The organism is Pseudomonas sp. PSB11 (assembly GCF_014596605.1).
GTDB classification, from domain to species: domain Bacteria; phylum Pseudomonadota; class Gammaproteobacteria; order Pseudomonadales; family Pseudomonadaceae; genus Aquipseudomonas; species Aquipseudomonas umsongensis.
Genome location: NZ_NOIO01000031.1, coordinates 31,568 through 55,681, shown reverse-complemented (window position 1 = coordinate 55,681; position 24,114 = coordinate 31,568). Strand labels below are relative to the sequence as shown.

Annotated in this window: 27 protein-coding genes; 16 read left to right on the top strand and 11 right to left on the bottom strand. The window is 60.8% G+C overall.

What is annotated here, in order from left to right; all coding sequences use genetic code 11:
* The first annotated feature begins 28 nt into the window (after positions 1 to 28).
* The 3 genes from CGA21_RS26115 (at position 29) to CGA21_RS26105 (ending at position 1,491) form a co-directional block, all read left to right on the top strand.
* Entirely contained in the window at positions 29 to 514 is a 486-nt protein-coding gene (locus CGA21_RS26115; protein ID WP_007980742.1) for a chemotaxis protein CheW, read from the top strand.
* Positions 515 to 907 (top strand): DUF2802 domain-containing protein, encoded by a 393-nt coding sequence (locus CGA21_RS26110; RefSeq protein ID WP_020796980.1) that lies wholly within the window; start codon positions 515 to 517, stop codon positions 905 to 907. It begins immediately after the preceding gene.
* A gap of 314 nt (positions 908 to 1,221) precedes the next feature.
* Positions 1,222 to 1,491: a hypothetical protein gene (locus CGA21_RS26105; RefSeq protein ID WP_188265356.1), complete on the top strand. Its 270-nt coding sequence runs from the start codon at positions 1,222 to 1,224 to the stop codon at positions 1,489 to 1,491.
* A 65-nt stretch (positions 1,492 to 1,556) separates the two neighbouring features.
* Here the strand turns inward: CGA21_RS26105 and CGA21_RS26100 are convergent, their stop codons facing one another.
* Both CGA21_RS26100 and CGA21_RS26095 read right to left on the bottom strand, forming a co-directional pair.
* Positions 1,557 to 1,886: an EscU/YscU/HrcU family type III secretion system export apparatus switch protein gene (locus tag CGA21_RS26100; protein ID WP_110746185.1), complete on the bottom strand. Its 330-nt coding sequence runs from the start codon at positions 1,884 to 1,886 to the stop codon at positions 1,557 to 1,559.
* Entirely contained in the window at positions 1,883 to 3,451 is a 1,569-nt protein-coding gene (locus tag CGA21_RS26095) for a flagellar hook-length control protein FliK (protein WP_188265355.1), read from the bottom strand. The genes CGA21_RS26100 and CGA21_RS26095 overlap by 4 nt, the downstream gene beginning before the upstream one ends.
* A 198-nt stretch (positions 3,452 to 3,649) precedes the next feature.
* Here CGA21_RS26095 and ccmA point away from each other — a divergent pair, with 198 nt between their 5' ends.
* From ccmA to phnN, 11 genes are all read left to right on the top strand, one after another.
* Positions 3,650 to 4,285 carry a cytochrome c biogenesis heme-transporting ATPase CcmA gene (gene ccmA / locus CGA21_RS26090; RefSeq protein ID WP_110746188.1) on the top strand — a complete coding sequence of 212 codons (636 nt, stop codon included), beginning with the start codon at positions 3,650 to 3,652 and terminating at the stop codon, positions 4,283 to 4,285.
* Positions 4,282 to 4,950, top strand: a complete 669-nt coding sequence (ccmB, locus tag CGA21_RS26085) for a heme exporter protein CcmB (protein ID WP_007980754.1) — start codon at positions 4,282 to 4,284, stop codon at positions 4,948 to 4,950. The genes ccmA and ccmB overlap by 4 nt, the downstream gene beginning before the upstream one ends.
* Before the next feature lie 80 nt (positions 4,951 to 5,030).
* Positions 5,031 to 5,786 carry a heme ABC transporter permease gene (locus CGA21_RS26080; protein ID WP_110746190.1) on the top strand — a complete coding sequence of 252 codons (756 nt, stop codon included), beginning with the start codon at positions 5,031 to 5,033 and terminating at the stop codon, positions 5,784 to 5,786.
* Entirely contained in the window at positions 5,783 to 5,959 is a 177-nt protein-coding gene (ccmD, locus tag CGA21_RS26075; RefSeq protein WP_008055370.1) for a heme exporter protein CcmD, read from the top strand. Before CGA21_RS26080 ends, ccmD begins: the two co-directional genes overlap by 4 nt.
* On the top strand, positions 5,956 to 6,411 hold the full coding sequence (gene ccmE / locus CGA21_RS26070) for a cytochrome c maturation protein CcmE (protein ID WP_110746191.1): 456 nt from the start codon (positions 5,956 to 5,958) through the stop codon (positions 6,409 to 6,411). The genes ccmD and ccmE overlap by 4 nt, the downstream gene beginning before the upstream one ends.
* 3 nt (positions 6,412 to 6,414) lie before the next feature.
* A complete protein-coding gene (locus CGA21_RS26065) occupies positions 6,415 to 8,403 on the top strand; it encodes a heme lyase CcmF/NrfE family subunit (RefSeq protein WP_110746193.1) in 1,989 nt (662 codons plus the stop codon).
* Positions 8,400 to 8,936 carry a DsbE family thiol:disulfide interchange protein gene (locus CGA21_RS26060; RefSeq protein ID WP_188265354.1) on the top strand — a complete coding sequence of 179 codons (537 nt, stop codon included), beginning with the start codon at positions 8,400 to 8,402 and terminating at the stop codon, positions 8,934 to 8,936. The genes CGA21_RS26065 and CGA21_RS26060 overlap by 4 nt, the downstream gene beginning before the upstream one ends.
* Positions 8,933 to 9,403 (top strand): cytochrome c-type biogenesis protein, encoded by a 471-nt coding sequence (locus CGA21_RS26055; RefSeq protein ID WP_110746197.1) that lies wholly within the window; start codon positions 8,933 to 8,935, stop codon positions 9,401 to 9,403. The genes CGA21_RS26060 and CGA21_RS26055 overlap by 4 nt, the downstream gene beginning before the upstream one ends.
* Positions 9,400 to 10,602, top strand: coding sequence for a c-type cytochrome biogenesis protein CcmI (gene ccmI / locus CGA21_RS26050; RefSeq protein WP_188265353.1), 1,203 nt, complete (start codon positions 9,400 to 9,402; stop codon positions 10,600 to 10,602). Before CGA21_RS26055 ends, ccmI begins: the two co-directional genes overlap by 4 nt.
* A gap of 28 nt (positions 10,603 to 10,630) precedes the next feature.
* Positions 10,631 to 11,038 (top strand): hypothetical protein, encoded by a 408-nt coding sequence (locus CGA21_RS26045; RefSeq protein WP_110746201.1) that lies wholly within the window; start codon positions 10,631 to 10,633, stop codon positions 11,036 to 11,038.
* 27 nt (positions 11,039 to 11,065) lie between these two features.
* Entirely contained in the window at positions 11,066 to 11,632 is a 567-nt protein-coding gene (gene phnN, locus CGA21_RS26040) for a phosphonate metabolism protein/1,5-bisphosphokinase (PRPP-forming) PhnN (protein ID WP_188265352.1), read from the top strand.
* A gap of 95 nt (positions 11,633 to 11,727) precedes the next feature.
* Here phnN and CGA21_RS26035 read toward each other — a convergent pair whose 3' ends face one another.
* Positions 11,728 to 12,933 carry an MFS transporter gene (locus CGA21_RS26035; protein WP_188265351.1) on the bottom strand — a complete coding sequence of 402 codons (1,206 nt, stop codon included), beginning with the start codon at positions 12,931 to 12,933 and terminating at the stop codon, positions 11,728 to 11,730.
* 224 nt (positions 12,934 to 13,157) lie between these two features.
* Here CGA21_RS26035 and CGA21_RS26030 point away from each other — a divergent pair, with 224 nt between their 5' ends.
* Positions 13,158 to 13,601, top strand: a complete 444-nt coding sequence (locus CGA21_RS26030) for a hypothetical protein (protein WP_188265350.1) — start codon at positions 13,158 to 13,160, stop codon at positions 13,599 to 13,601.
* Positions 13,602 to 13,720: 119 nt separating this feature from the next.
* Here CGA21_RS26030 and CGA21_RS26025 read toward each other — a convergent pair whose 3' ends face one another.
* From CGA21_RS26025 to gcl, 8 genes are all read right to left on the bottom strand, one after another.
* A complete protein-coding gene (locus CGA21_RS26025; protein WP_188265349.1) occupies positions 13,721 to 14,716 on the bottom strand; it encodes a sulfate ABC transporter substrate-binding protein in 996 nt (331 codons plus the stop codon).
* A gap of 188 nt (positions 14,717 to 14,904) precedes the next feature.
* Positions 14,905 to 15,729: an ion transporter gene (locus CGA21_RS26020; RefSeq protein ID WP_110746207.1), complete on the bottom strand. Its 825-nt coding sequence runs from the start codon at positions 15,727 to 15,729 to the stop codon at positions 14,905 to 14,907.
* A 21-nt stretch (positions 15,730 to 15,750) separates the two neighbouring features.
* Positions 15,751 to 16,665, bottom strand: coding sequence for an urea transporter (locus CGA21_RS26015; RefSeq protein ID WP_188265348.1), 915 nt, complete (start codon positions 16,663 to 16,665; stop codon positions 15,751 to 15,753).
* Between the two features lie 137 nt (positions 16,666 to 16,802).
* A complete protein-coding gene (pyk, locus tag CGA21_RS26010) occupies positions 16,803 to 18,218 on the bottom strand; it encodes a pyruvate kinase (RefSeq protein ID WP_110746210.1) in 1,416 nt (471 codons plus the stop codon).
* Positions 18,208 to 19,488, bottom strand: coding sequence for a glycerate kinase (locus CGA21_RS26005; protein WP_188265347.1), 1,281 nt, complete (start codon positions 19,486 to 19,488; stop codon positions 18,208 to 18,210). Before CGA21_RS26005 ends, pyk begins: the two co-directional genes overlap by 11 nt.
* 148 nt (positions 19,489 to 19,636) lie before the next feature.
* A complete protein-coding gene (locus tag CGA21_RS26000; RefSeq protein WP_020797007.1) occupies positions 19,637 to 20,530 on the bottom strand; it encodes a 2-hydroxy-3-oxopropionate reductase in 894 nt (297 codons plus the stop codon).
* A gap of 130 nt (positions 20,531 to 20,660) precedes the next feature.
* Positions 20,661 to 21,443 carry a hydroxypyruvate isomerase gene (hyi, locus tag CGA21_RS25995; RefSeq protein ID WP_008026777.1) on the bottom strand — a complete coding sequence of 261 codons (783 nt, stop codon included), beginning with the start codon at positions 21,441 to 21,443 and terminating at the stop codon, positions 20,661 to 20,663.
* Positions 21,444 to 21,577: 134 nt separating this feature from the next.
* Positions 21,578 to 23,353: a glyoxylate carboligase gene (gene gcl, locus CGA21_RS25990; protein ID WP_020797010.1), complete on the bottom strand. Its 1,776-nt coding sequence runs from the start codon at positions 23,351 to 23,353 to the stop codon at positions 21,578 to 21,580.
* Between the two features lie 268 nt (positions 23,354 to 23,621).
* Here gcl and CGA21_RS25985 point away from each other — a divergent pair, with 268 nt between their 5' ends.
* Positions 23,622 to 24,062: a GlcG/HbpS family heme-binding protein gene (locus CGA21_RS25985; protein ID WP_110746218.1), complete on the top strand. Its 441-nt coding sequence runs from the start codon at positions 23,622 to 23,624 to the stop codon at positions 24,060 to 24,062.
* Positions 24,063 to 24,114 lie beyond the last annotated feature (52 nt).

Genomic DNA, 24,114 nt, shown 5'->3' with positions numbered 1-24,114 from the left:
CAGGGCGGTTTCTTGAGGGGATCAGGGTATGAATGACAAGGCGACGGCGGCAAAGGGTTCCGAAGATCCGATCCTGCAATGGGTCACCTTCAAGCTGGACAACGAGACCTACGGCATCAACGTGATGCGCGTCCAGGAAGTCCTGCGCTACACCGAAATCGCCCCGGTACCGGGCGCTCCGAGCTATGTGCTGGGCATCATCAACCTGCGCGGCAACGTGGTCACCGTGATCGACACCCGCCAGCGCTTCGGCTTGATGAATGCCGAAATCAGCGACAACACCCGCATCGTCATCATCGAAGCCGACAAGCAAGTGGTCGGGATCATGGTCGACAGCGTGGCCGAAGTGGTTTATCTGCGTCAGTCGGAAATCGAGACAGCGCCGAACGTCGGTAACGAAGAGTCCGCCAAGTTCATTCAAGGCGTGTGCAACAAGAACAACGAACTGCTCATCCTGGTCGAACTCGACAAGATGATGAGCGAAGAAGAATGGTCGGAACTGGAGAGTATCTGATTGATTCTAGAGGTGGCGGTGATTGTCCTGTTCCTGTTCTGGGCAGGCACGCTGGCAATGTTCTTGTCCTACATCCGTGGGCAAAAGCTGATCGCCGCGCAACAGGCCCAGGGCGATGCGCAGCGTGACCAGCGCATCAAGGACCTGGGCCGGCGCGTCGACAACTACCAGGACGGCAATGTGCGCATGGGCGAAGAGCTGCATGAATTGCGCACGCTCGTCGCGCCATTGCCGGACAAACTCACCCGGCTGGAACAACGCGATCCCAAGAGCCTGTCGTTTGACCAGGCGGCGAAGCTGGTCGGAATGGGCGCCAGTGTCGACGAACTGACCCAGTCTTGTGGCCTGACCCAGGCCGAGGCGGAGTTGATGAGCAAGGTGCACAAGAACTGAGGGCGGATCGTTCCCACGCTCTGAGCAGATCGTTCCCACGCAGAGCATGGGAACGATCATAACCGCCCGCTGGCGGGCGCACGCAATATCTGCAGGCGCTGGTTTGCCAGTGAAGACAATCGAATTATCATCGCTGTTTATCGTTATTTAACGGCGCAAGTTTTTATTCGATGCAAGTTAATTCGGATCGAAGTTATCTACGTCCCGTTACTTCTGATAGTTGTGCTCTTTTTGCGAGTTCTTTACTTTGAATTCTAACTTGCATTGCAAGTTTGATAATTCATGTATAAGTTTCGAATCAAGGAGTGCATTTCATGGAGCAACAATCAAATCGTCATACTGGAATCATCGAGTCTTTTGAATTGGAAGATCCGGGTTGGCCAGTCATAACGCCCAGGGCGAAGGGTACGGTTCGGTCCGCACTTGATGGTCATCTCTATGACCTGCTCTGGCGTGACTTCGTGGGGATGGGGCATTTGTTACCCCTTGTAGGATTGCGCATCTCTTTTATTCTTGTCAGATGGAACGGCGGCAAAGTGACCGCGGGTGACATTCGGCTGGAAACCAGTGATCGCGCAGCCTGATCAGGGTTTAGCCACGTTATGGTGTTGACTGTCTCTCTAAATGAGGGCGGTCAACATGTTAACCGTCAATAATCATCTCCCTGTTCCGTAATATCTCGTTCCACTGCCACTGTATAAAGATCCTGCCCCGCCGGAAACTTGCCCTTCAAATTCCACGCAAACGCAATGATCTCGGCAACCGTCAGATAAAGCTCCTGCGGAATACTGTCCCCCAACTCCATCCGCGCCAGCAGGCTCACCAGTTCGGCGTTCTCATAGATCGGCACTTCGCAGTCGCGAGCGATGCGCAGGATTTCTTCCGCCAGTTCTTCGTCGCCCTTGGCCGAGAGGGTAGGGGCGTGGGTGCCGTCGTACTTGAGGGCGATGGCCTGGCGGGGAGCGTTGGGGTTTTTCATGCGTTTTCGTCGACCCAGCGTTGTTCGAGACGGGTTTGCGGACCTTGGGGTGGTTTGCCGAGGTGGCAGTCGAGATCGCCGACGTTCAGCCCGGCTGCCAGCATTCGCTGGCGCAATGCCGCCAGGTTGCTTTCAATCAGGCTGGCGGTGTAGGCGCGTTCGGCCCACAGCTGGCTGCTGAGGCTGCCCTGGATCAGCTGCGCCTGAACCTGCAACGGCCCGAGCGGTTCCATATCGAACGCCAGTTCGATGCGCCACAGTTGTTGCTTGGGTGCTCGTTCTTCCTGGCGTTCCTTGGGCTGTTCTCTTTCGGGAGCCTCTTCGCGCTGGAACTTGATCTGCAACGGCACGATGTCCTGCAGGTTGCGCATCGGGATCTCCAGCTGCCAGGTACTCATCAATCGCCCATCCGGCGTGACGCCGGTCTGCTCAAGGCTCGACAACTGGTGGCTTTGCAGGCGTGAGACTGCTGCAGCGGCCAGGCGCAACAGATGCTCCAGGTCGTCTTCGCCGTCGGCGCTTTGCAACAGCCGCTCAGGCAACGGAAAGCCGGTCGGCGATGGCTTGGCGCTGACCTGGCCAAGCATGCCCAGGGCATTGCGCACGAAACTCGGCATGGCCTGGGCCAGGGTGTTGGCGGCGATGATCGCACTGAGTTGGGGGCTGGCCGGTAGTCCGGAGGATAACTGGCCGATCAGTTTGAGCAGGTCGCCTTTCATGTCGGGCGCCTGGTTCTGGCCGCCCAGCAATTTCGACTCCAGGAAGGCTCCGCTGCTGGCCAACGCCTGGGCCAGGCCTTTGGCACTGCTCAATTGCTGGATGTCCGGCAGCCCGGCGAGCAATCTGTCCACGGCCGTGCGCAGCTCGCTGGAAGTCTGCGTCGAGGCTGGCAGGTTTTGCAGCTGTTTGAGCAAACTATCCAGCGAACCCTGGCGGCTTTGTTGGCTGAGCAATTGCTGGGTCACGGCCAGTTGCTCCTGGCGGCTGCTCAAGGGCACGAACTTGAGGGTCTGACCATCCTCTACCTGTGCGCTGAGCAACGTGCCGATGCGCAACGGTTGCGAGCTGTCGATGCTGAGGGTGCTGCCGCTCAGCGCTGTATTGAGCAGGCTGACCATCGAGCGAAATACCGTGGCTTGCCCCGGTACAGTCGGCAACACCTGGGAGGTCAGCACCTTACCTTGCAGCAGGGTGCCCACCGGCATTTTCGCAGTGTCGATACGGGTGAGGGTGGCGACGCTGGCGGCGATGGCTTGCTGCACGGTGACCGCCAGGTTGCCCGCCGAAGGCTGGGTAACCGCGATGCTGCTGCCTTGGGCCAGGGGTTGATTACTGAGGGCCTGGAGCGTGGTCTGCCGGCCGCTCTCGAGAGTGAGCTTGAGCAGCAATTGAAAGGCCTGATCCACCTGCTTGAGCGACAGCACTTCAGCTTTGGCGGTCTGGCCGGCGCTGATCAGGCCCTCCATCGGCGTCAGCAGCTTGAGCAACTCGCCACTGACCGCTGGCGCACGCGGGGTCGTCGCGGTGGCCTGCGGTAGGGGGAGGATGTTCATTTCGCCTGTCATACGCGGTCACAACCTTGGGAAATTGCACGCTTGAGAGTAGGAAATGGCATGTATAATGCCGCCCCGTTGTATACAGAATGCGGAAAATTTCCCAGTTAGTTGACGCAGCTCTCTCGTCCGGGCCGCCAATACCTTTATTCTGCATCTCTTTAACGGCCGCGCCAGCGCCGACTTGAACCGTATAAGGCCCGTGAACCCTTGACCAGTCCAGTCTTGCAAACCGTTGCCCTTGCTTGTGAGCGAGACCTTCGGCTGCTCTTCGAAAATCTCGATTTGAGAATGGCCAGTGGCGAAATGGTACAAATCAGCGGCCCCAACGGCAGTGGCAAGACCAGCCTGTTGCGCCTGTTGTCCGGCCTGATGCACCCAACCGCCGGTCAAGTACTGCTTAACGGTCAGCCGCTGAGCGAACAACGCACAGAACTTGCGCGCAATCTCTTGTGGATCGGCCATGCCGCCGGCATCAAGGATTTGCTGACGGCGCAAGAGAACCTGAGCTGGCTGTGTGCCCTGCATCAACCGGCTTCCCATGATGCAATCTGGCAGGCCCTGGCCGCAGTCGGGCTGCGCGGTTTCGAGGATGTTCCCTGCCATACGCTGTCCGCGGGTCAACAGCGCCGAGTGGCGCTGGCGCGGCTTTATCTGGACAGCCCACCGCTGTGGATACTCGATGAGCCCTTTACCGCCCTCGACAAGCAAGGCGTGGCGCAGCTCGAAGAACACCTGGCAGGCCACTGCGAGCGCGGTGGCATGGTGGTCCTGACCACTCACCACACGCTGAGCCGCGTGCCGGCCGCGTACCGTGACATTGATCTGGGGAACTGGGCCGTATGAGTGTTTTTGGCCTGTTGGTTGCCCGCGAAGCCCGTCTGTTGTTCCGCCGTCCGGCTGAACTGGCCAACCCGCTGGTGTTCTTCGCCATCGTCGTTTCGCTGTTCCCGCTCGCGGTCGGTCCCGAGTCGCAATTGTTGCAAACCTTGTCTCCGGGACTGGTCTGGGTGGCGGCGCTTTTATCGGTCCTGCTCTCGCTGGACGGGCTCTTCCGCAGTGATTTCGAGGACGGATCGCTCGAACAGTGGGTCCTTTCGCCGCACCCCCTGGCTCTTCTGGTTTTGGCCAAGGTACTGGCACACTGGGCGTTTTCCGGCCTGGCACTGGTTTTGCTCGCGCCTTTGCTGGCGTTGATGCTCGGTTTGCCTGCCGCCTGTCTGCCGGTGTTGCTGCTTTCTTTATTGCTGGGTACACCGGTACTGAGCCTGCTCGGTGCGGTGGGCGCGGCGTTGACGGTAGGTTTGAAGCGTGGCGGCCTGTTGCTGGCGTTGCTGATCCTGCCGTTGTACATCCCGGTGTTGATTCTTGGCAGTGGCGCCTTGCAGGCCGCCTTGCAGGGCATGCCGGCGACCGGTTATCTGTTGTGGCTTGGGAGCCTGACCGCCCTGGCGATAACCCTGACACCCTTTGCAATAGCCGCTGGCCTGAAGATCAGCGTCGGCGAATAATGAGGTCTGGTCAAAATTTGACCAGTAAAGACCCTTTGGCTGTCTCGTGATGGCGAGCAGCAACCGTGATGGAAACAGCAATGAACTGGACCTGGTTTCATAAGCTCGGCTCACCCAAATGGTTTTACGGCATCAGCGGCAGAATGCTGCCATGGCTGAGCATGGCGGCGTTGCTGCTGATCGGCGTTGGCGTGGTCTGGGGCCTGGCCTTCGCGCCGCCGGACTACCAGCAGGGCAACAGCTTTCGCATCATCTACATCCACGTTCCGGCCGCCATGCTGGCACAGTCCATCTACGTGATGCTGGCGGTGTGTGGCGTCGTCGGGCTGGTGTGGAAAATGAAGCTGGCCGACGTCGCCTTGCAGTGCGCGGCGCCCATCGGTGCCTGGATGACCGCCGTGGCGCTGGTCACCGGGGCGATCTGGGGCAAGCCGACCTGGGGCTCGTGGTGGGTCTGGGATGCACGACTGACGTCCATGCTGATTCTCTTGTTCCTGTACTTCGGTCTTATTGCGCTGGGCAACGCCATCAGCAATCGTGACAGTGCGGCCAAGGCTTGTGCGGTGCTGGCCATCGTCGGCGTGATCAACATCCCGATCATCAAGTACTCGGTGGAGTGGTGGAACACCCTGCATCAGGGCGCAACCTTCACGCTCACGGAAAAACCGGCGATGCCCGCCGAGATGTGGCTGCCGTTGCTGCTGACGGCGCTGGGTTTCTATTGTTTCTTCGGCGCGGTCTTGCTGCTGCGCATGCGCCTTGAGGTGCTCAAGCGCGAAGCCCGGGCCAGTTGGGTCAAGGCCGAAGTTGAAAACAGCCTGGAGGTTGCTCGATGAGTTTTGCTTCATTCGGCGACTTCCTCGCCATGGGCCATCATGGCCTGTATGTCTGGTCGGCCTATGGCATTTGCCTGGCAGTGCTGGCCCTCAACGTGGCGGCGCCGATCCTGGCCCGCAAGCGGTATCTGCAACAAGAGGCGCGCCGTCTGCGCCGGGAGAACGGCAAGTGAATCCGCTGCGTAAAAAGCGTCTTATCATCATTCTGGCGATCCTGGTTGGGGTCGGCGCCGCCGTGGGCCTGGCCCTGAGCGCCCTGCAGCAGAACATCAACCTGTTTTACACACCGACCCAGATCGCCAATGGCGAAGCCCCGCAGGACACGCGCATTCGTGCCGGCGGCATGGTCGAGGCCGGTTCCTTGCAGCGCTCCGGCGATTCGCTGGACGTGAAGTTCGTCGTCACCGACTTCAACAAGTCCGTGACCATCAGCTATCGCGGTATCCTCCCGGACCTGTTCCGCGAAGGGCAGGGCATCGTCGCCCTGGGCAAGCTCAATGCCGATGGCGTGGTGGTGGCCGATGAAGTGCTGGCCAAGCACGATGAAAAGTACATGCCGCCGGAAGTGACCAAGGCCTTGAAAGACAGTGGTCAATCCGCCCCAACACCCGCTAAGGAGGGTTGATCCATGACTTCCGGCATCTTTATTCCCGAACTGGGTCATTTGGCGATGATCCTGGCCCTGTGTTTTGCGCTGGTTCAGGCCGTCGTGCCATTGGTTGGCGCCTGGCGCGGTGACCGATTCTGGATGAGCCTGGCCCAGCCGGCGGCATGGGGACAATTCACCTTCCTGCTGTTCGCTTTTGGCTGCTTGACCTATGCGTTCATGGCCGACGATTTTTCCGTCGCTTATATCGCCAACAACTCCAACAGTGCCTTGCCCTGGTACTACAAGTTCAGCGCCGTATGGGGCGCGCACGAAGGTTCGTTGCTGTTGTGGGCGTTGATCCTCGGCGGCTGGACGTTCGCGGTGTCGGTGTTCTCCCGACAGTTGCCGCAAGTCATGCTGGCACGGGTGCTGGCGGTGATGGGCATGATCAGCACCGGTTTCCTGCTGTTCCTGATCCTCACCTCGAACCCGTTCAAGCGCATCCTGCCGCAAGTGCCCGGCGACGGTGCCGACCTTAACCCGTTGCTGCAAGATATCGGCCTGATCGTGCACCCGCCGATGCTGTACATGGGCTATGTCGGCTTCTCGGTGGCCTTCGCCTTCGCCATCGCCGCGCTGATGGGCGGTCGCCTGGACGCCGCTTGGGCGCGTTGGTCGCGGCCGTGGACCATCGTCGCCTGGGCCTTCCTCGGTATCGGCATCACCCTCGGTTCCTGGTGGGCCTACTATGAACTCGGCTGGGGCGGCTGGTGGTTCTGGGATCCGGTGGAAAACGCCTCGTTCATGCCCTGGCTGGTGGGCACCGCGCTGATTCACTCGCTGGCCGTCACGGAAAAGCGTGGCGTGTTCAAGAGCTGGACCGTGTTGCTGGCCATCGCTGCCTTTTCGTTGAGCCTGCTGGGCACTTTCCTCGTGCGTTCCGGCGTGCTGACCTCGGTGCACGCCTTTGCCTCGGACCCCGAGCGCGGCGTATTCATCCTGATCTTCCTGCTGTTCGTGGTTGGTGGTTCGCTGACGCTGTTCGCCTTGCGCGCACCGGTGGTCAAGAGCCAGGTCGGCTTCAATCTCTGGTCCCGGGAAACCCTGTTGCTGGGCAACAACCTAGTGTTGGTGGTGGCGGCTTCGATGATCCTGCTGGGCACCTTGTATCCATTGATTCTCGATGCCATGACCGGAGCCAAGCTGTCGGTCGGCCCGCCGTACTTCAACGCGCTGTTCATTCCATTGATGGCCTTGTTGATGCTGGTGATGGCGGTCGGCGTGATCGTGCGCTGGAAAGACACCCCGGTGAAATGGCTGCTGGGCATGCTCACCCCGGTGCTGCTCGGCAGCGCCGCGCTGGCGGTGGTGGCGGGCGTGGCTTACGGCGATTTCAACTGGGCGGTGCTGGCGACCTTCATGCTCGCTGCCTGGGTGTTGTTGGCCGGTGTGCGTGACATTTTCGACAAGACTCGCCACAAAGGCCTGATCAAAGGCCTGCCGACCCTGACCCGCAGCTACTGGGGCATGCAGGTTGCACACCTGGGCATCGCCGTCTGCGCCCTCGGCGTGGTGTTGTCGAGCCAGAACAGTGCCGAGCGCGACCTGCGCCTGGCGCCTGGCGAATCCATGGCCCTGGGCGGTTATCAGTTCATCTTCGAAGGTGCCAAACACTTCGAAGGCCCGAACTTCACCTCCGACAAGGGTACTGTGCGGGTGATCAAGGACGGCAAGGAAGTCAGTGTCCTGCACCCGGAAAAACGTCTCTACACCGTACAGAATTCGGTGATGACCGAAGCCGGGATCGACGCCGGTTTCACCCGTGACCTCTACGTCGCACTCGGCGAGCCCTTGGGGGATGGCGCCTGGGCAGTACGTGTGCACGTCAAGCCGTTCGTGCGCTGGATCTGGTTCGGTGGTTTGCTCACAGGTCTGGGCGGGTTGCTGGCAGCGCTGGACCGGCGTTATCGGGTCAAGGTGAAAAGCCGTGTGCGGGAAGCACTGGGCATGACGGGAGCGACTGCATGAAGCGTTGGTTGATGTTGTTGCCACTGGCAATTTTCCTGGTGGTGGCTGTTTTCCTGTATCGCGGTCTGTACCTGGACCCGGCCGAGTTGCCCTCGGCAATGATCGGCAAACCCTTCCCGGAGTTTTCCCTGCCAGCGGTGCAGGGCGACAAGACCCTGACCCGCGCCGACCTCCTCGGCAAACCGGCATTGGTCAACGTCTGGGGCACCTGGTGCATTTCCTGCCGGATCGAGCACCCGGTGTTGAACAAACTGGCCGACAAGGGCGTGGTGATCCACGGCATCAACTACAAGGACATCAATGCCGACGCCTTGAAGTGGCTGGCGGATTTCCATAATCCGTATCAGCTGGATATTCGCGACGACGCCGGCACCCTGGGCCTGAACCTCGGTGTGTATGGCGCCCCGGAAACCTTCTTCATCGACGCCAAGGGCATCATCCGCGATAAATTCGTCGGCGTGATCGACGAACAGGTCTGGCGCGAAAAACTGGCGGCCAAATACCAGGCGCTGGTCGACGAGGCCAAGCCATGAAGCGCTGGATCGCCGCGGTAGTCCTGGGTTTGAGCCTGGCCGGCGTGGCCCACGCTGCCATCGACACTTACGAGTTTGCCAAGGAAAGTGATCGCGAGCGCTTTCGGGAGTTGACCAAAGAGCTGCGTTGCCCCAAGTGCCAGAACCAGGACATCGCTGACTCCAATGCACCGATCGCCGCCGACCTGCGCAAAGAGATCTTCCGCATGCTCGGCGAGGGCAAGGACAACCAACAGATCATCGACTTCATGGTCGATCGCTACGGTGATTTCGTCCGCTACAAACCAGCCCTGAACGCCAAGACCGCACTGCTCTGGTTCGGCCCCGCCGGCCTGCTGCTGGGCGGTGTGGTGATCATCGCGGTGATCGTGCGTCGTCGTCGCGTGCAACGCGCCGAAACGCCAGGCTCGCTTTCTGCCGAGGAGCGCGAGCGCCTCGACCAACTGTTGGATAAAAACCAAGAATGATTGATTTCTGGCTCGCTGCAGGTCTGCTGCTTCTGGTGGCCCTGAGTTTTCTGCTGATCCCCGTCCTGCGTAGCCGTCGCGCCCAGCTCGAAGAGGATCGTACTGCCCTGAACGTGGCGCTGTATCAAGAACGCGTGGCTGAGCTGCAGGTTCAGCAGCAAGAAGGCGTTCTCGATGCCGCGCAAATGGACGCTGGCCGCGCTGAAGCCGCCCGTGAATTGCTCGCGGACACCGAAGGCGTTGCCGCGCCTCGGGTGACGCGCCTGGGCAAGGCGGCACCGTTGCTGGCAGCCATCCTGGTCCCGGTGCTGGGCCTGGGTTTGTACCTGCATTTCGGTGCCAGCGACAAAGTCGAGCTGACCCGGGAATTCGCCCAGGCGCCACAGTCGATGGAAGAAATGACCCGGCGCCTGGAGCGCGCGGTGGCGGCGCAGCCCGATTCCGCCGAAGCGCTGTACTTCCTCGGTCGCACCTACATGACCCAGGATCGTCCGGCTGATGCGGCGAAGATCTTCGAGCGCACCGTCAACCTGGCCGGGCGCCAGCCTGAACTGTTGGGACAATGGGCCCAGGCCCAGTATTTCGCCGATGGCAAGAAGTGGTCGGACAAGGTCCAGGCCCTGACTGATGAAGCGCTCAAGGCCGACCCCAAAGAAGTCACCAGCCTGGGCCTGCTGGGCATCGCCGCCTTCGAAGGCCAGCGTTATCAGGAAGCGATCGACTACTGGAATCGCCTGCTGGAGCAACTGCCGCCGGATGACCAGTCCCGTATTGCGCTGCAGGGCGGTATTACCCGCGCCAGCGAGAAACTGGTGGCCAGCGGTGGCAAGGTGGCCCAGGCGCCCGCGGCCAAGCCGGCAGCGCTGCTCAAGGTCCGGGTTGACCTGGCGGCCGACTTGAAGCCCAAGGTCCAACCGGGCGACAGCGTGTTCATCTTCGCTCGCGCCACCTCTGGCCCACCCGCGCCGTTGGCGGCCAAGCGCCTGACCGTGGCCGATCTGCCGGCCACCGTCGAATTGGGCGATGGCGATGCAATGATGCCGCAGTTGAAACTGTCGAACTTCCCTGAAGTCCAACTGGTTGCGCGCATTTCCCGTGCTGGCAAGCCAACGGCAGGCGAGTGGATCGGTCGCAGCCAGCCCCTGGCCAGCAGCACCACCGCGCCGCAACAACTGACCATCGATAGCCCGGATAAGTAAACCCGGATCAATAACAGGAAACGCCACCATGACCGCCATTGCTCGAATCACCCTGCTCAGCGTTGTTTTGGGGCTGAGCGCTTGTGCGGTCCAGCGGCCACCAGAACAGCCGACGCGCCCACCGATTCCGCCGTCGCAACCCAGTACCAAACCGACGCCGTCGACGGTGCCGAGTAAGCCGACGACTCCCGCCAAACCGGCCAAGCCGCTGCCGCGCACCTCGGCCAGCTTCGCGCCGCCACCTGGTGGCAATAGTCATTGGGACCCGAAACTGGGCGTGTATGTGCTCGACGATCAACCGAACACCTTCTATCGCCAGCGCACCTACTACCGTTGGGATAACGGCTGGAGCCGTTCAATCAGCCCGAAAGGACCCTGGGAAGAGACCGATATCCATGGCGTACCGGGTGGGTTGGGGCGCCAGTTCGGGCAATAACGCAAAGTGCGACCCTCGGGGGATTGGATGGCAGGCAGGTTGATCTACCTCATCGGGCCTTCCGGTTCGGGCAAGGACAGCCTGCTCGATGCCGCGCGTGCGCGGTTGGCCGAGCGTGGCTGCCGAATCGTGCGCCGAGTCATCACGCGTTCCGCCGAAGCCGTGGGCGAGGCGGCACTGGGCGTGAGCCCGCAGCAGTTCGTCCAGATGCAGGCCCAGGGCGCGTTTGCCCTGAGCTGGCACGCCAATGGTCTGTCCTATGGCATCCCGCGGGAAATCGACGATTGGCTCGCCGCTGGACAGGACGTGCTGGTGAACGGCTCGCGGGGGCATTTGCAGGATACTCGCGAGCGTTATCCGAATGTGTTGGCGATATTGCTGAGCGTGGACCAGGCAGTGCTGCGCCAGCGCTTGCTGGCGCGTGGTCGTGAGTCCTTGGCCGAGATCGACCAGCGCCTGGCGCGCAATGCCCGTTTCGGTGAGCGCCTGCTGGCCGAGGATCCGACAGTGCATGTGCTCGACAACTCCGGGCCACTGGAGCAAACCGTTGAAAAACTCTTGGCCTTTCTCGACGAGCCGGCAGCATGCGCCTGATTGCGGTGCCGGCTATTTTGGCGATTTAGAACCGGGCGACGAGCACACCGCTGCCTTGGCGGGCGATCCTACTGGCCCGCCAGACGCTTGGATCTTTACGCCGTCGCCAACGAAGCCTTCTGCGAAACACTCAGGAAGCGCAACAACGCCAACAGTGGAAACGCACTGCCAACCACCACGATCCACAGCCAGCCGCCGTGCTCATATACCGCGCTGGCCACGGATGAGCCGAACGCACCGCCGATGAAGATGCTGGTCATGTACAACGCATTCAGGCGGCTGCGGCTCTTGGCGTCCAGGGCGTAGACCGCGCGTTGACCGAGGACCATGTTCATTTGTACGCAGAAATCCAGCACCACGCCGGTCACGGCCAAGCCGATCACGCTGTAGACGGGGTGTATGAAAGCGGGCAGGAAGCTCAGGCTGGCGAATAGCAGGGCCAGCAATGAAGCGATGCGGGTATGGCCGGCGTCGGCCAGGCGTCCGGCAATAGGCGCGGCAATGGCGCCGATTGCGCCGACCAGGGCGAAAATCGCGATCTGGCTTTGCGACAGGCCGTGATTGCGCGCCAGTTCCAGCGGCACGGCGGTCCAGAACAAGCTGAACGTGGCGAACATGCAGCCTTGATAAAACGCCCGCTGACGCAATACCGGTTGCTGACGCAGCAGCGTCCAGAGCGAACCCAGCAATTGGCCATAGGACGCGCTGTGGTCAGGCTGGCGCTTAGGGATGGTCAGCGCCAATACGATGCTGATCGCTGCCATCAATAGCGCGGCAATCACAAACATTGCCCGCCAGCCAAAATGATCCGCCACCACGCTGGACACCGGTCGCGCCAGCAAGATCCCCAACAACAAACCGCCCATGATCCCGCCGACCACGCGACCGCGAGATTCTTCCGGCGCCAGGTGTGCGGCCAGCGGTATCAGGATCTGCACCGACACCGAACTGAAGCCCACCAATAGCGAAATCAGCAAGAACACGTTCGGCTGATCGGTGAGCGCCGCGCCCAGCAGACTGGCAATGGCCACCACGGTCGTGATGATCATCAGCCGACGGTTTTCCAGCAGATCACCCAAAGGCACCAGGAAGAACAGGCCCAGGGCATAACCGATCTGCGTCAGCGAAACGATCAGGCTGGCCATGGTGCTGGTCAGGCCGATGTCCGGTGCGATCAGGCCGATGATCGGTTGCGCATAGTAGATGTTGGCGACAATCGCACCACAGCAGAAGGCGAACAGCAGCACCATGCCTCGGGTCATTGTCGCGGTGCCATGGGGCAGCTGGGTCGCTGGATTCATCACGTGTCTCACTGGATATAAGGGAATGCGCGCAGGCTAAACGGCTGGTTGAAACGGCGGAAGTGGATTTGGAGTGATAGTAATCATTCTTCTGCGCAATGAGTGACGAATGCGGGCGTGCTGCAGGGACCACCGGCCATCCGAAGAACTGCCCGTTTTGCCGTGACAGCTAGAATCTACAGGGGGATCACTTCAACGTGTCCTTACAAAGCGGGAGTATCACGATGAAAATCGTATCTTCGCTGGCGTTGGTGGTAGCGGTTGGGTCGATCTTCGGGTGCTCGACAGTGCCAGATGCTCAGGTCACCAACGTTCCCATGAAAGCCACTGCCATCAATGCCGGCAACATCGCCCGGCCAATCATGATGCCCGACGGGCAAGCAACAGTGTTCTGGTTTGCTGTCAGTGGAGAATCCATGGGTAGCGCGTTACCAGGCCGTTTGCAGGCCTACATCTACCCGGGCAGCTGTGGAAGTCTGGGTGCCAAACCCGCCTATGACATGAATGACGGCCCGAATGCGCGGTTCTATTCGCAAGCGTCCATGCAATATTTCTGGAAAAGCGCGCCCGTACCGGTCGAGACACTTCGAGCGGGGGGCTATGCGTTAGTGGTGCGAGAAAGCCCGGCCGATGGTCACCAGGCGATTTTCTGCGGCAATCTGAGCTAGCGGCATACCCCTGTAGGAGCTGCCGAAGGCTGCGATCTTTTGATTTTGCCTTTTGAAAAACAAGATCAAAAGATCGCAGCCTTCGGCAGCTCCTACAGGGGATCGCGTTTGCTCAGTGGTTACTGGGCGTAAATCTGGTCGAAGATCCCGCCATCATTGAAGTGGGTCTTCTGCACGGTGCGCCAGTCGCCGAAGGTTTTCTCCACCGACAGGAAGTCGACTTTCGGGAAGCGGTCGGTGTACTTGGCCAGCACGGCCGGGTCACGTGGACGCAGGTAGTTGGTGGCGGCGATTTCCTGGCCTTCTGGCGACCAGAGGTACTTCAGGTATTCCTCGGCGGCGGCGCGGGTGCCTTTCTTGTCGACGGTCTTGTCGACCACCGATACCGGTGGCTCGGCTTCGGCGGATACGCTTGGGTAGATGACCTCGAACTGATCGCGGCCAAACTCGCGGGCGATCATTTCCGCTTCGTTTTCGAAGGTCACCAGCACGTCGCCGATCTGGTTGGTCATGAAGGTCGTCGTCGCGGCGCGGCCACCGGTATCCAGCACTGGAGCCTGCTTGAACAGCTTGCCGACGAAGTCCTTCGCCTTGTTTTCGTCGCCGCCATTTTTCAGCACGTAGCCCCAGGCGGACAGATAGGTGTAGCGGCCGTTACCTGAAGTCTTCGGGTTTGGCACGATGACTTGCACACCGTCCTTGAGCAGGTCCGGCCAGTCTTTCAGGGCTTTGGGGTTGCCTTTGCGGACGATGAACACGGTGGCCGAGGTGAATGGCGCGCTGTTGTCCGGCAGGCGGGTGACCCAATTGTCCGGGACCAGTTTGCCGTTATCGGCCAGGGCATTGATGTCGGTGGCCATGTTCATGGTGATCACGTCAGCGGGCAGGCCATCGATGACCGAGCGCGCCTGCTTGCTGGAGCCACCGAAGGACATCTGCAAGGTGATGTTTTCGTTGTGCTCGGCTTGCCAGTGTTTCTGGAACGCAGTGTTGTAGTCCTTATAGAAATCGCGCATCACGTCGTAGGAAACGTTGAGCAGGGTCGGTGCGGCCTGGGCCACGCTGGTCAGTGCCAGGCCTGCGGCCAGAAGTGAGGCGCCAAAGAGTTTTTTCACTGCGAATTCCTTGTTCTATGTAGGAGCTGCCGCAGGCTGCGATCTTTTGATTTTGATCTTCAAAAGCAAGATCAAAAGATCGCAGCCTGCGGCAGCTCCTACGGGTTATGTGTATTGAACGCGATACTAATTTGCCAGCGACTATAGCCGGCCCTGCATAGTCGTTTAAAGATTAAAAAGCTCTTTGCTTATTCCAGTTTCTTGAACAATGCATTGCCGCAGCGAGAGCAGAACGCGGCGCCGTGTTCGTGGTGGTTTTTCTTGCACACCGGGCAGTCATGTTGCAACTGTTCGCCACGCATGGCGTTGGCCAGCTCGGCAGTGAAAATACCGGTGGGCACGGCAATGATCGAATAACCGGTGATCATGACCAGCGAGGAAATCACCTGGCCCAAGGGGGTCTTCGGCACGATGTCGCCGAAGCCCACGGTGGTCAGCGTCACGATGGCCCAGTAGATGCCTTTGGGAATGCTGGTAAAACCGTGTTCCGGGCCTTCGATCACATACATCAACGTGCCGAACACCGTTACCAGGGTGCAGACACTGACCAGGAACACCACGATTTTCTGCTTGCTGCCGCGCAACGCGGACATCAGGTAGTTGGCTTGTTTCAGGTAGGGGCTGAGCTTGAGCACGCGGAAAATCCGCAGCATCCGGATGATCCGGATAATCAACAGGTACTGCGCATCGGCGTAGTACAACGCCAGTATGCCGGGTACGATCGCCAGCAAGTCCACCAGTCCATAGAAGCTGAAGGCGTAGCGCAGCGGCTTGGGGGAACAGTACAGGCGCAGGCCATATTCAATCACGAAGATGACGGTGAAACCCCACTCGATATACGCCAGCACGTCGGCATAGTTGCGGTGCACGGTATCGATGCTGTCGAGCATCACGATCACCAGGCTGGCGAGGATGATCAACAGCAAAATGCCGTCGAAGCGTCGACCCGCCTTGGTGTCGCTCTGGAAAATCATGACGTAAAGGTCTTCACGCCAGTTTTTGCTGCTGTCCATGGAAAACGCCTGAATCGGGAATCAGCGCAGCCTAGGTTGATTCTCCCCAGAAGCGCAAGGCGTAGTGGCCCCAGTCGCCTTGCCGAGCACTTGAGCCACCGTACGAATCAGCCAGCAGGCGAGGATGAACGGCGCGGTCAGCGTGGGCAGGCCAACAGCGGCAAACATCGGCGTCAACAGCAGCGCGCAGGCAATGCCCACCAGTGGCAGCCACGGCTGCTGGCGCTGGGCGCTGAAGGCGAGGGCGGCGAGCACGGCGTTGTAGCCACCCAGGCCCAGCAGTGCGGTGTAGAAGTCGTGGTTGAGCAGGCTCCAACCCATGCCGGTAACAGACGCCAGCAACGCCCAGCAGAAGGCGCGACGATCAGCCACCAGCAAACCGGCGGCAATCATCGCACCGGCCAGCGGATGACCGAGGAACATCACCTGGCCGAGGCCCTTGAGGGGGGCGGCGAGCATGTTCAGCGTGCTGACTTCGATCAGGTGCGCCTCGGTCGAGGGCGTGGCGAAGCACAGCAACACCCAGCTCAACCCCACAAAGGGCGCCGTGTAGGCGGGCAGGTACTGGCTGAAGCGAGCGCGCTTGAGCCACTGTTGCGTGAGCATGGCACTCAGGCCGCCAGCAGCGAGGATCAGCAGTGGCAACATTGCTGACCATGGGAAATACAGACTCAGCAGCAAGCCAAGCAAGACGCCGTTGTAACTGAAGAGCCCGGCCTGGCGATCGGCCTTGGCGTAGCCGCGACGTTGCGCGGTGAGCAGCCCGGCGACGCCGCCAAGCAACGCACCGCCGAGCAAGGCGGGTGCGGTCAACAGAATGGCGAGCAGGCACGCCAGACCAAACAGCGGATGGCGTTGGAGGAATATCTGGCTGAAGCCGTTGAGCAAGGCTTCGGCCCAGTCGGGGCAGTGGGTGTTGAAGTGGTTGGCAGGCATGGCAAGGGTCGTTTCAGTACAGATCGTTCCCACGCTCTGCGTGGGAATGCCTCAATGGACGCTCTGCGTCTGCTCTGGGGACGCGGAGCGTCCCGGGCTGCATTCCCACGCAGAGCGTGGGAACGATCATGTAGGGGTTAAATCAATGTTTCGATACGTAAAGAGTTAGTCGACCCCGGCTGCCCAAACGGCACACCTGCAGTGATCAATAACGTATCGCCCCGCTGCGCCATGCCTTGGGCCTGGGCAATTTCCAGCGCCGTAGAGCACACCTCGTCCACCTGGCGCAGGCGATCGTTGACCACCGAGTGCACCCCCCATGCCACGGTCAGGCGCCGAGCGGTTTGCCGGTTCGGCGTCAGGTTGAGGATCGGCACTGTCGGCCGTTCCCGGGCCGCACGCAAACTCGAGGTGCCTGATTCGCTGTAGTTGACCAGGACCGCCACCGGCAACACGTTGCTGATACGGCGAATCGCGCAGCTGATCGCATCGTTAACAGTCGCTTCGGCTTTTGGCCGGCTCACGTCCAGCTGGGTCTGGTAGTCCGGGCCGTTTTCCACCTGGCGGATGATCTTGCTCATCATCTGTACGGCTTCGAGGGGGTATTCGCCAGAGGCGGTTTCCGCCGACAGCATCACCGCGTCGGCACCTTCGGCCACCGCATTGGCGACATCGGTGACTTCGGCGCGGGTGGGCGCCGGGGAGAAACGCATCGATTCGAGCATCTGCGTCGCCACCACCACCGGCTTGCCCAACTGACGACAGGTGCTGATGATGTTTTTCTGGATCTGCGGCACGCTTTCGGCCGGTACTTCCACGCCCAGGTCACCGCGAGCGACCATGATCGCGTCGCTCAATTCGGCGATTTCGCGCAACTGCGTCACCGCTGACGGCTTTTCGATCTTGGCCATCAGGAACGCCTTGTCGCCGATCAGGGCACGGGCTTCGCGAATGTCTTCAGGACGCTGCACGAACGACAGCGCCACCCAGTCCACCCCCAGTTCGAGGCCAAAGCTCAAGTCGCGACGGTCCTTGGCGGTCAGCGGGCTCAGTTCGAGCAGCGCTTGCGGCACGTTCACGCCCTTGCGGTCCGACAGTTCGCCACCGTTGAGCACGGTGGTGTCGATGGCGTCGGCATACTTGGTGACCACTCGCAGGCGCAGCTTGCCGTCGTCCAGCAACAGGTCCATGCCGGGCTCCAGCGCAGCGATGATTTCCGGGTGCGGCAGGTTGACCCGGCGTTCATCACCCGGTGTGGCATCGAGATCCAGGCGCAGGGCCTGACCGCGATGGAGCTGGACTTTGCCTGCGGCAAATTTTCCGACCCGCAGCTTCGGCCCTTGCAGGTCCATCAGAATGCCCAGCGGATAATTCAGCTGGCGCTCGACTTCGCGGATCCACTGGTAGCGCTTGGCGTGGTCGGCGTGATCGCCGTGGCTGAAGTTCAGGCGAAAGATATTGACCCCGGCCTGCACCAGTTCACGAATGTCGTCGATCCCGTCGGTAGCGGGGCCGAGGGTGGCGAGGATCTTGACCTTTTTGTCAGGCGTCATGTTTAGGGCTCTCAAGAATCAGGATGGCGCGGAAGTCGTTGACGTTGGTGCGGGTCGGCTCGGTGACGATCAGTGCGTCCAGCGCCTCGAAATAGCCGTAGCCATTGTTGTTTTCCAACTCGTCGCTGGCGCTCAAACCGAGGGCCGCGGCACGGGCATAACTGTCCGGGGTCATGATTGCCCCGGCGTTGTCTTCGGAACCGTCGATGCCATCGGTGTCCCCGGCCAGGGCGTAGACGCCGGGCAAGCCCTTGAGGCTGTCGGTGAGGCTGAGCAGGAACTCGGCGTTGCGCCCACCACGGCCGTTACCGCGAACGGTCACCGTGGTTTCGCCGCCAGAAAGAATCACGCAGGGCGCCGCCAGTGGCTGGCCGTGCTGGACGATCTGCCGAGCGATACCGGCATGCACTTTTGCCACTTCACGGGACTCACCTTCGAGGTCGCCCAGGATCAACGGACTGTAACCGGACTGACGGCACTTCACCGCCGCAGCTTCCAGTGATTGCTGCGGGCGCGCGATCAGCTGGAAGTGACTGCGGGCCAGGCTCGGGTCGCCAGGTTTCACAGTCTCTGATTCCGGGCTTTGCAGCCAGTTACGCACGGAGGCGGGCACGTCGATGGCGTAGCGCTTGAGGATTGCCAGCGCTTCGGCAGAGGTGCTCGGGTCGGCCACCGTGGGGCCGGAGGCGATGACCGTGGCGAGGTCTCCCGGCACATCGGAAATCGCATAGGTATAGACAGTGGCAGGCCAGCAAGCCTTGCCGAGGCGGCCACCCTTGATCGCCGAGAGGTGTTTGCGTACGCAATTCATCTCGCCAATGGTCGCGCCGGATTTGAGCAGGGCTTTGTTGATCGATTGCTTGTCGGCCAAGGTGATGCCTTCGGCCGGCAGGGCGAGCAGCGCCGAGCCACCGCCGGACAGCAGGAAAATCACGCGGTCTGTTTCGTCGAGGTCGCTGACCAGTTCCAGAACGCGTTTGGCAACGGCCAGACCGGCTGCGTCCGGAACCGGATGCGCGGCTTCGACCACTTCGATTTTTTCGCAGGGGGCGCCATGGCCGTAGCGCGTCACCACCAGGCCGGACACTTCGCCCTGCCAGCAGCGCTCGACCACCTGGGCCATGGCGGCCGCGGCTTTGCCGGCACCAATGACGATCACTCGACCGCTGCGGTCGGCAGGCAAATGGGCTTCAAGGACTTTCTGCGGGTGGGCCGCGTCGATGGCTGTGGCGAACAGCTCACGCAGCAATTGTTGCGGATCGACCGACATGGCGGGCTCCCGGAATTCTTGTTATTCGAAAGGGCAACTCGGATCTCTGTGGGAGCGAGCCTGCTCGCGAATCAAACGACACGGTTTGTCAGGGACACCGCGGTGAATTCTTCGCGAGCAGGCTCGCTCCCACAGGTTTATGCAGGGCTTAGTTCTTGTCGCGAATCGAGAAATTCGCCATGTGTTCCAGGCCCTTGATCAGTGCCGAGTGGTCCCAGTTGCTGCCACCGATGGCCGCGCAGGTGCTGAACACTTGCTGGGCGTTGGCGGTGTTCGGCAGGTTGATGTTCAGCTCCTTGGCGCCTTGCAGCGCCAGGTTCAGGTCCTTCTGGTGCAGGCTGATGCGGAAGCCCGGATCGAAGGTGCCCTTGATCATGCGCTCGCCGTGTACTTCGAGGATCTTCGACGAGGCGAAACCGCCCATCAGTGCTTCACGCACCTTGGCTGGATCGGCACCGTTCTTGGCAGCGAACAGCAGGGCTTCGGCCACGGCCTGGATGTTCAGGGCGACGATGATCTGGTTCGCCACCTTGGCGGTTTGACCGTCACCGTTGCCACCCACCAGGGTGATGTTCTTGCCCATGGCCTGAAACAGCGGCAGCGCGCGTTCGAAGGCATCGGCATCGCCGCCGACCATGATGCTCAGGGTCGCCGCCTTGGCACCGACTTCACCGCCGGACACTGGCGCGTCGAGGTACTGGGCGCCTTTTTCGTTGATCCTGGCCGCAAATGCCTTGGTGGCGGTGGGCGAGATCGAGCTCATGTCGATCACCACCTTGCCTTTGCCAAGACCGGCGGCAACGCCGTCGGCACGGAACAGCACGTCATCGACCTGCGGGGTATCCGGGACCATGACGATGATGAATTCGGCTTCCTGGGCGACTTCTTTCGGGTTCGCCAGGGCGACGGCGCCGGCGGCAACCAGGTCAGCAGGAGCGGCGTCGTGGTGCGCCGACAGGAACAGGCTGTGACCGGCTTTTTGCAGGTTCGCCGCCATTGGGTGGCCCATGATGCCGGTGCCGATGAATCCGATTTTAGCCATGAGAAAATCCTCTTTTTTGTGTGTCTCCCTGTAGGAGCTGCCGAAGGCTGCGATCTTTTGATCTTGATCTTGAAAAGCAAAGTCAAAAGATCGCAGCCTTCGGCAGCTCCTACAGGGATGTCATGTTCAATTAGATCGCGTTATGGGTCTTGAGCCAGCCCAAACCCGCTTCGGTGGTGGTCAGCGGCTTGTATTCGCAACCGACCCAACCCTGATACCCGATGCGGTCCAGGTGTTCGAACAGGAAGCGGTAGTTGATTTCACCGGTACCCGGTTCGTTGCGCCCCGGGTTGTCCGCCAACTGCACATGGTTGATTTCGCCCAGGTGCGATTGCAGGGTGCGGGCCAGGTCGCCCTCCATGATTTGCATGTGATAGATGTCGTATTGCAGGAACAGGTTGGCGCTACCGACCTGTTCGCGAATCGACAGGGCTTGCGCCGTGTTGTTCAAATAGAAGCCCGGGATGTCGCGGGTGTTGATCGCTTCCATCACCAGCTTGATACCGGCTGCCTGCAGCTTGTCGGCCGCGTACTTGAGGTTGGCGACGAAGGTTTTTTCCACGGTGGCATCGTCAACGCCTTGTGGGCGGATGCCGGCCAGGCAGTTGACCTGGGTGTTGCCCAGCACTTGTGCGTAGGCGATCGCCAAATCGACACCGGCGCGGAACTCTTCAACCCGATCCGGCAGGCAGGCGATACCGCGCTCGCCCTTGGCCCAGTCGCCGGCCGGCAGGTTGAACAGCACTTGGGTCAGACCGTTGGCATCGAGCTTGGCCTTGATTTCGGCAGAGCTGAAGTCGTACGGGAACAGGTATTCGACACCACTGAAACCGGCCTTGGCGGCCGCTTCGAAACGGGCAAGAAAGTCCTGTTCGGTGAACAGCATGGACAGGTTGGCTGCGAAACGCGGCATGGTGGTCTCCCGTAAATATGTGAGGGCGGCCCCTGTGGGAGCGAGCCTGCTCGCGAAAGCGGTGTGCCAGCCAACATTGTTGTTGGATTTGAAGCCGCCTTCGCGAGCAGGCTCGCTCCCACAAGGGAGAACGATCAATCGAGCAACGAAATCGCCGTTGGGGCGTCGTTGCCAACCAGCGCCAGGTCTTCGAATTCGTTGACGGCGTTGATCTCGGTGCCCATGGAAATATTGGTCACGCGCTCCAGGATGATCTCGACGATCACCGGAACCTTGAACTCTTCGATCATCTGTTCGGCCTTGCGCAGGGCAGGGGCGATGTCAGCCGGTTCGAACACACGCAGCGCCTTGCAGCCCAGGCCTTCGGCTACTGCGACGTGATCGACGCCATAACCGTTGAGTTCCGGAGCGTTCAGGTTGTCGAAGGACAGCTGCACGCAGTAGTCCATCTCGAACCCGCGCTGCGCCTGACGGATCAGGCCCAGGTACGAGTTGTTCACCACCACATGAATGTACGGCAGCTTGAACTGCGCACCCACCGCCAGTTCTTCGATCATGAACTGGAAGTCATAGTCCCCCGACAGGGCCACGACTTTGCGGTTCGGGTCAGCCTTGACCACGCCCAGCGCAGCAGGAATGGTCCAGCCCAGCGGGCCTGCCTGACCGCAGTTGATCCAGTGGCGCGGCTTGTAGACGTGCAGGAACTGCGCGCCGGCAATCTGTGACAGACCGATGGTGCTGACGTAGCAAGTGTCCTTGCCGAACACCTGGTTCATCTCTTCGTACACGCGTTGCGGCTTGACCGGCACGTTGTCGAAGTGGGTCTTGCGCTGCAGGCTGGCTTTACGTTGCTGGCAGTCTTGCAGCCAGGCGCTGCGGTTTTTCAGCTTGCCGGCAGCTTGCCACTCGCGAGCGACTTCGATGAACACGGTCAGCGCGGAAGCGGCGTCGGAGACGATGCCCAGGTCCGGGGTAAATACGCGGCCGATCTGCGTGCCTTCGATGTCGACGTGAATGAACTTGCGGCCTTCGGTGTAGACGTCGACCGAACCGGTGTGGCGGTTTGCCCAACGGTTACCGATGCCCAGTACCACGTCCGATTTCAGCAGTGTCGCGTTGCCATAGCGGTGCGAGGTCTGCAGGCCGACCATGCCCACCATCAAGGGGTGATCGTCCGGGATGGTGCCCCAGCCCATCAGGGTCGGGATGACCGGGATGCCGGTCAGTTCGGCAAATTCCACCAGCAGGTCGCTGGCGTCGGCATTGATGATGCCACCACCGGCCACGAGCAATGGGCGCTCGGCCTGGTCCAGCAGCGCCAGGGCTTTTTCCACCTGAACGCGGGTAGCGCTCGGCTTGGCCAGTGGCAGTGGCTGGTAGGCATCGATGTCGAATTCGATTTCGGCCATCTGTACATCGAACGGCAGGTCGATCAGCACTGGGCCTGGACGACCAGAGCGCATTTCATAGAACGCTTTCTGGAACGCGTAAGGCACCTGGCCCGGCTCCAGAACAGTGGTGGCCCACTTGGTCACTGGCTTGACGATGCTGGTGATATCGACAGCCTGGAAATCTTCCTTGTGCATACGGGCGCGGGGTGCCTGGCCGGTAATGCAGAGGATTGGAATCGAGTCGGCCGAGGCGCTGTAGAGCCCGGTGACCATGTCGGTACCGGCCGGTCCCGAAGTGCCGATGCACACGCCGATGTTGCCGGCCTTGGTGCGGGTGTAGCCCTCGGCCATGTGCGAGGCGCCTTCAACGTGGCGAGCGAGTACGTGATCGATGCCGCCGACCTTTTGCAGGGCGGAGTACAGCGGGTTGATGGCGGCACCGGGGATGCCAAAAGCGGTATCGACCCCTTCACGGCGCATCACCAGAACGGCGGCTTCGATTGCTCTCATTTTGCTCATGGTTTTGTGCCTCTTTACGTTTTGTAATTGTATACAAGTGGCTTTGCGCAGAGTGTATTCACGGCGGACGGCGCAGGTCAATCCATTTTCTCAAGCGCTCGTTTCATTCGTCGGAAGCCCGGTCTACTGTGGCTTTTCGTCGCATGTGGCGCTTTTCGAGAATTATTGTATACAAAAAAATAATCCATTGTGTTCTATTTGTTGCATCGGCCTGCGGCACAACGAAGCAGGCCACCGGCTTTCCGAAAAACAAAATGAGGACGGCACCATGAGCGCTTTAACCTTGAAAGTCGCAGTCAACCTGGTCAACGAGGCCATCAACGCCGCACGGGCAATCTCTGCAGCGCCGCTGGCCATCGTGGTACTGGATGCCGGCGGGCATCTGGTCACTTTGCAACGCGAGGACGGCGCCAGCCTGCTGCGCCCGCAAGTCGCCATCGGCAAGGCCTGGGGCGCCATCGCCCTGGGTAAGGGCTCACGCCTGCTGGCGCTGGACGCCCAACAGCGCCCGGCGTTCATCGCGGCATTGAATAGCCTGGGGCAGGGCAGTGTGGTGCCGGCACCGGGCGGTGTGCTGATCCGCGATCAGGATGGGAATGTGTTGGGGGCGGTGGGGATTAGCGGGGATCTGTCGGATGTTGATGAGCAGTGTGCGATCAATGCGATCGAGGCGCTGGGGTTGAGGGCGGATGCTGGGGTGGCTGCTTGATTGATGGTTGACTGAACTTCCGCCTTCGCGAACAAGCCCGCTCCCACAGGGG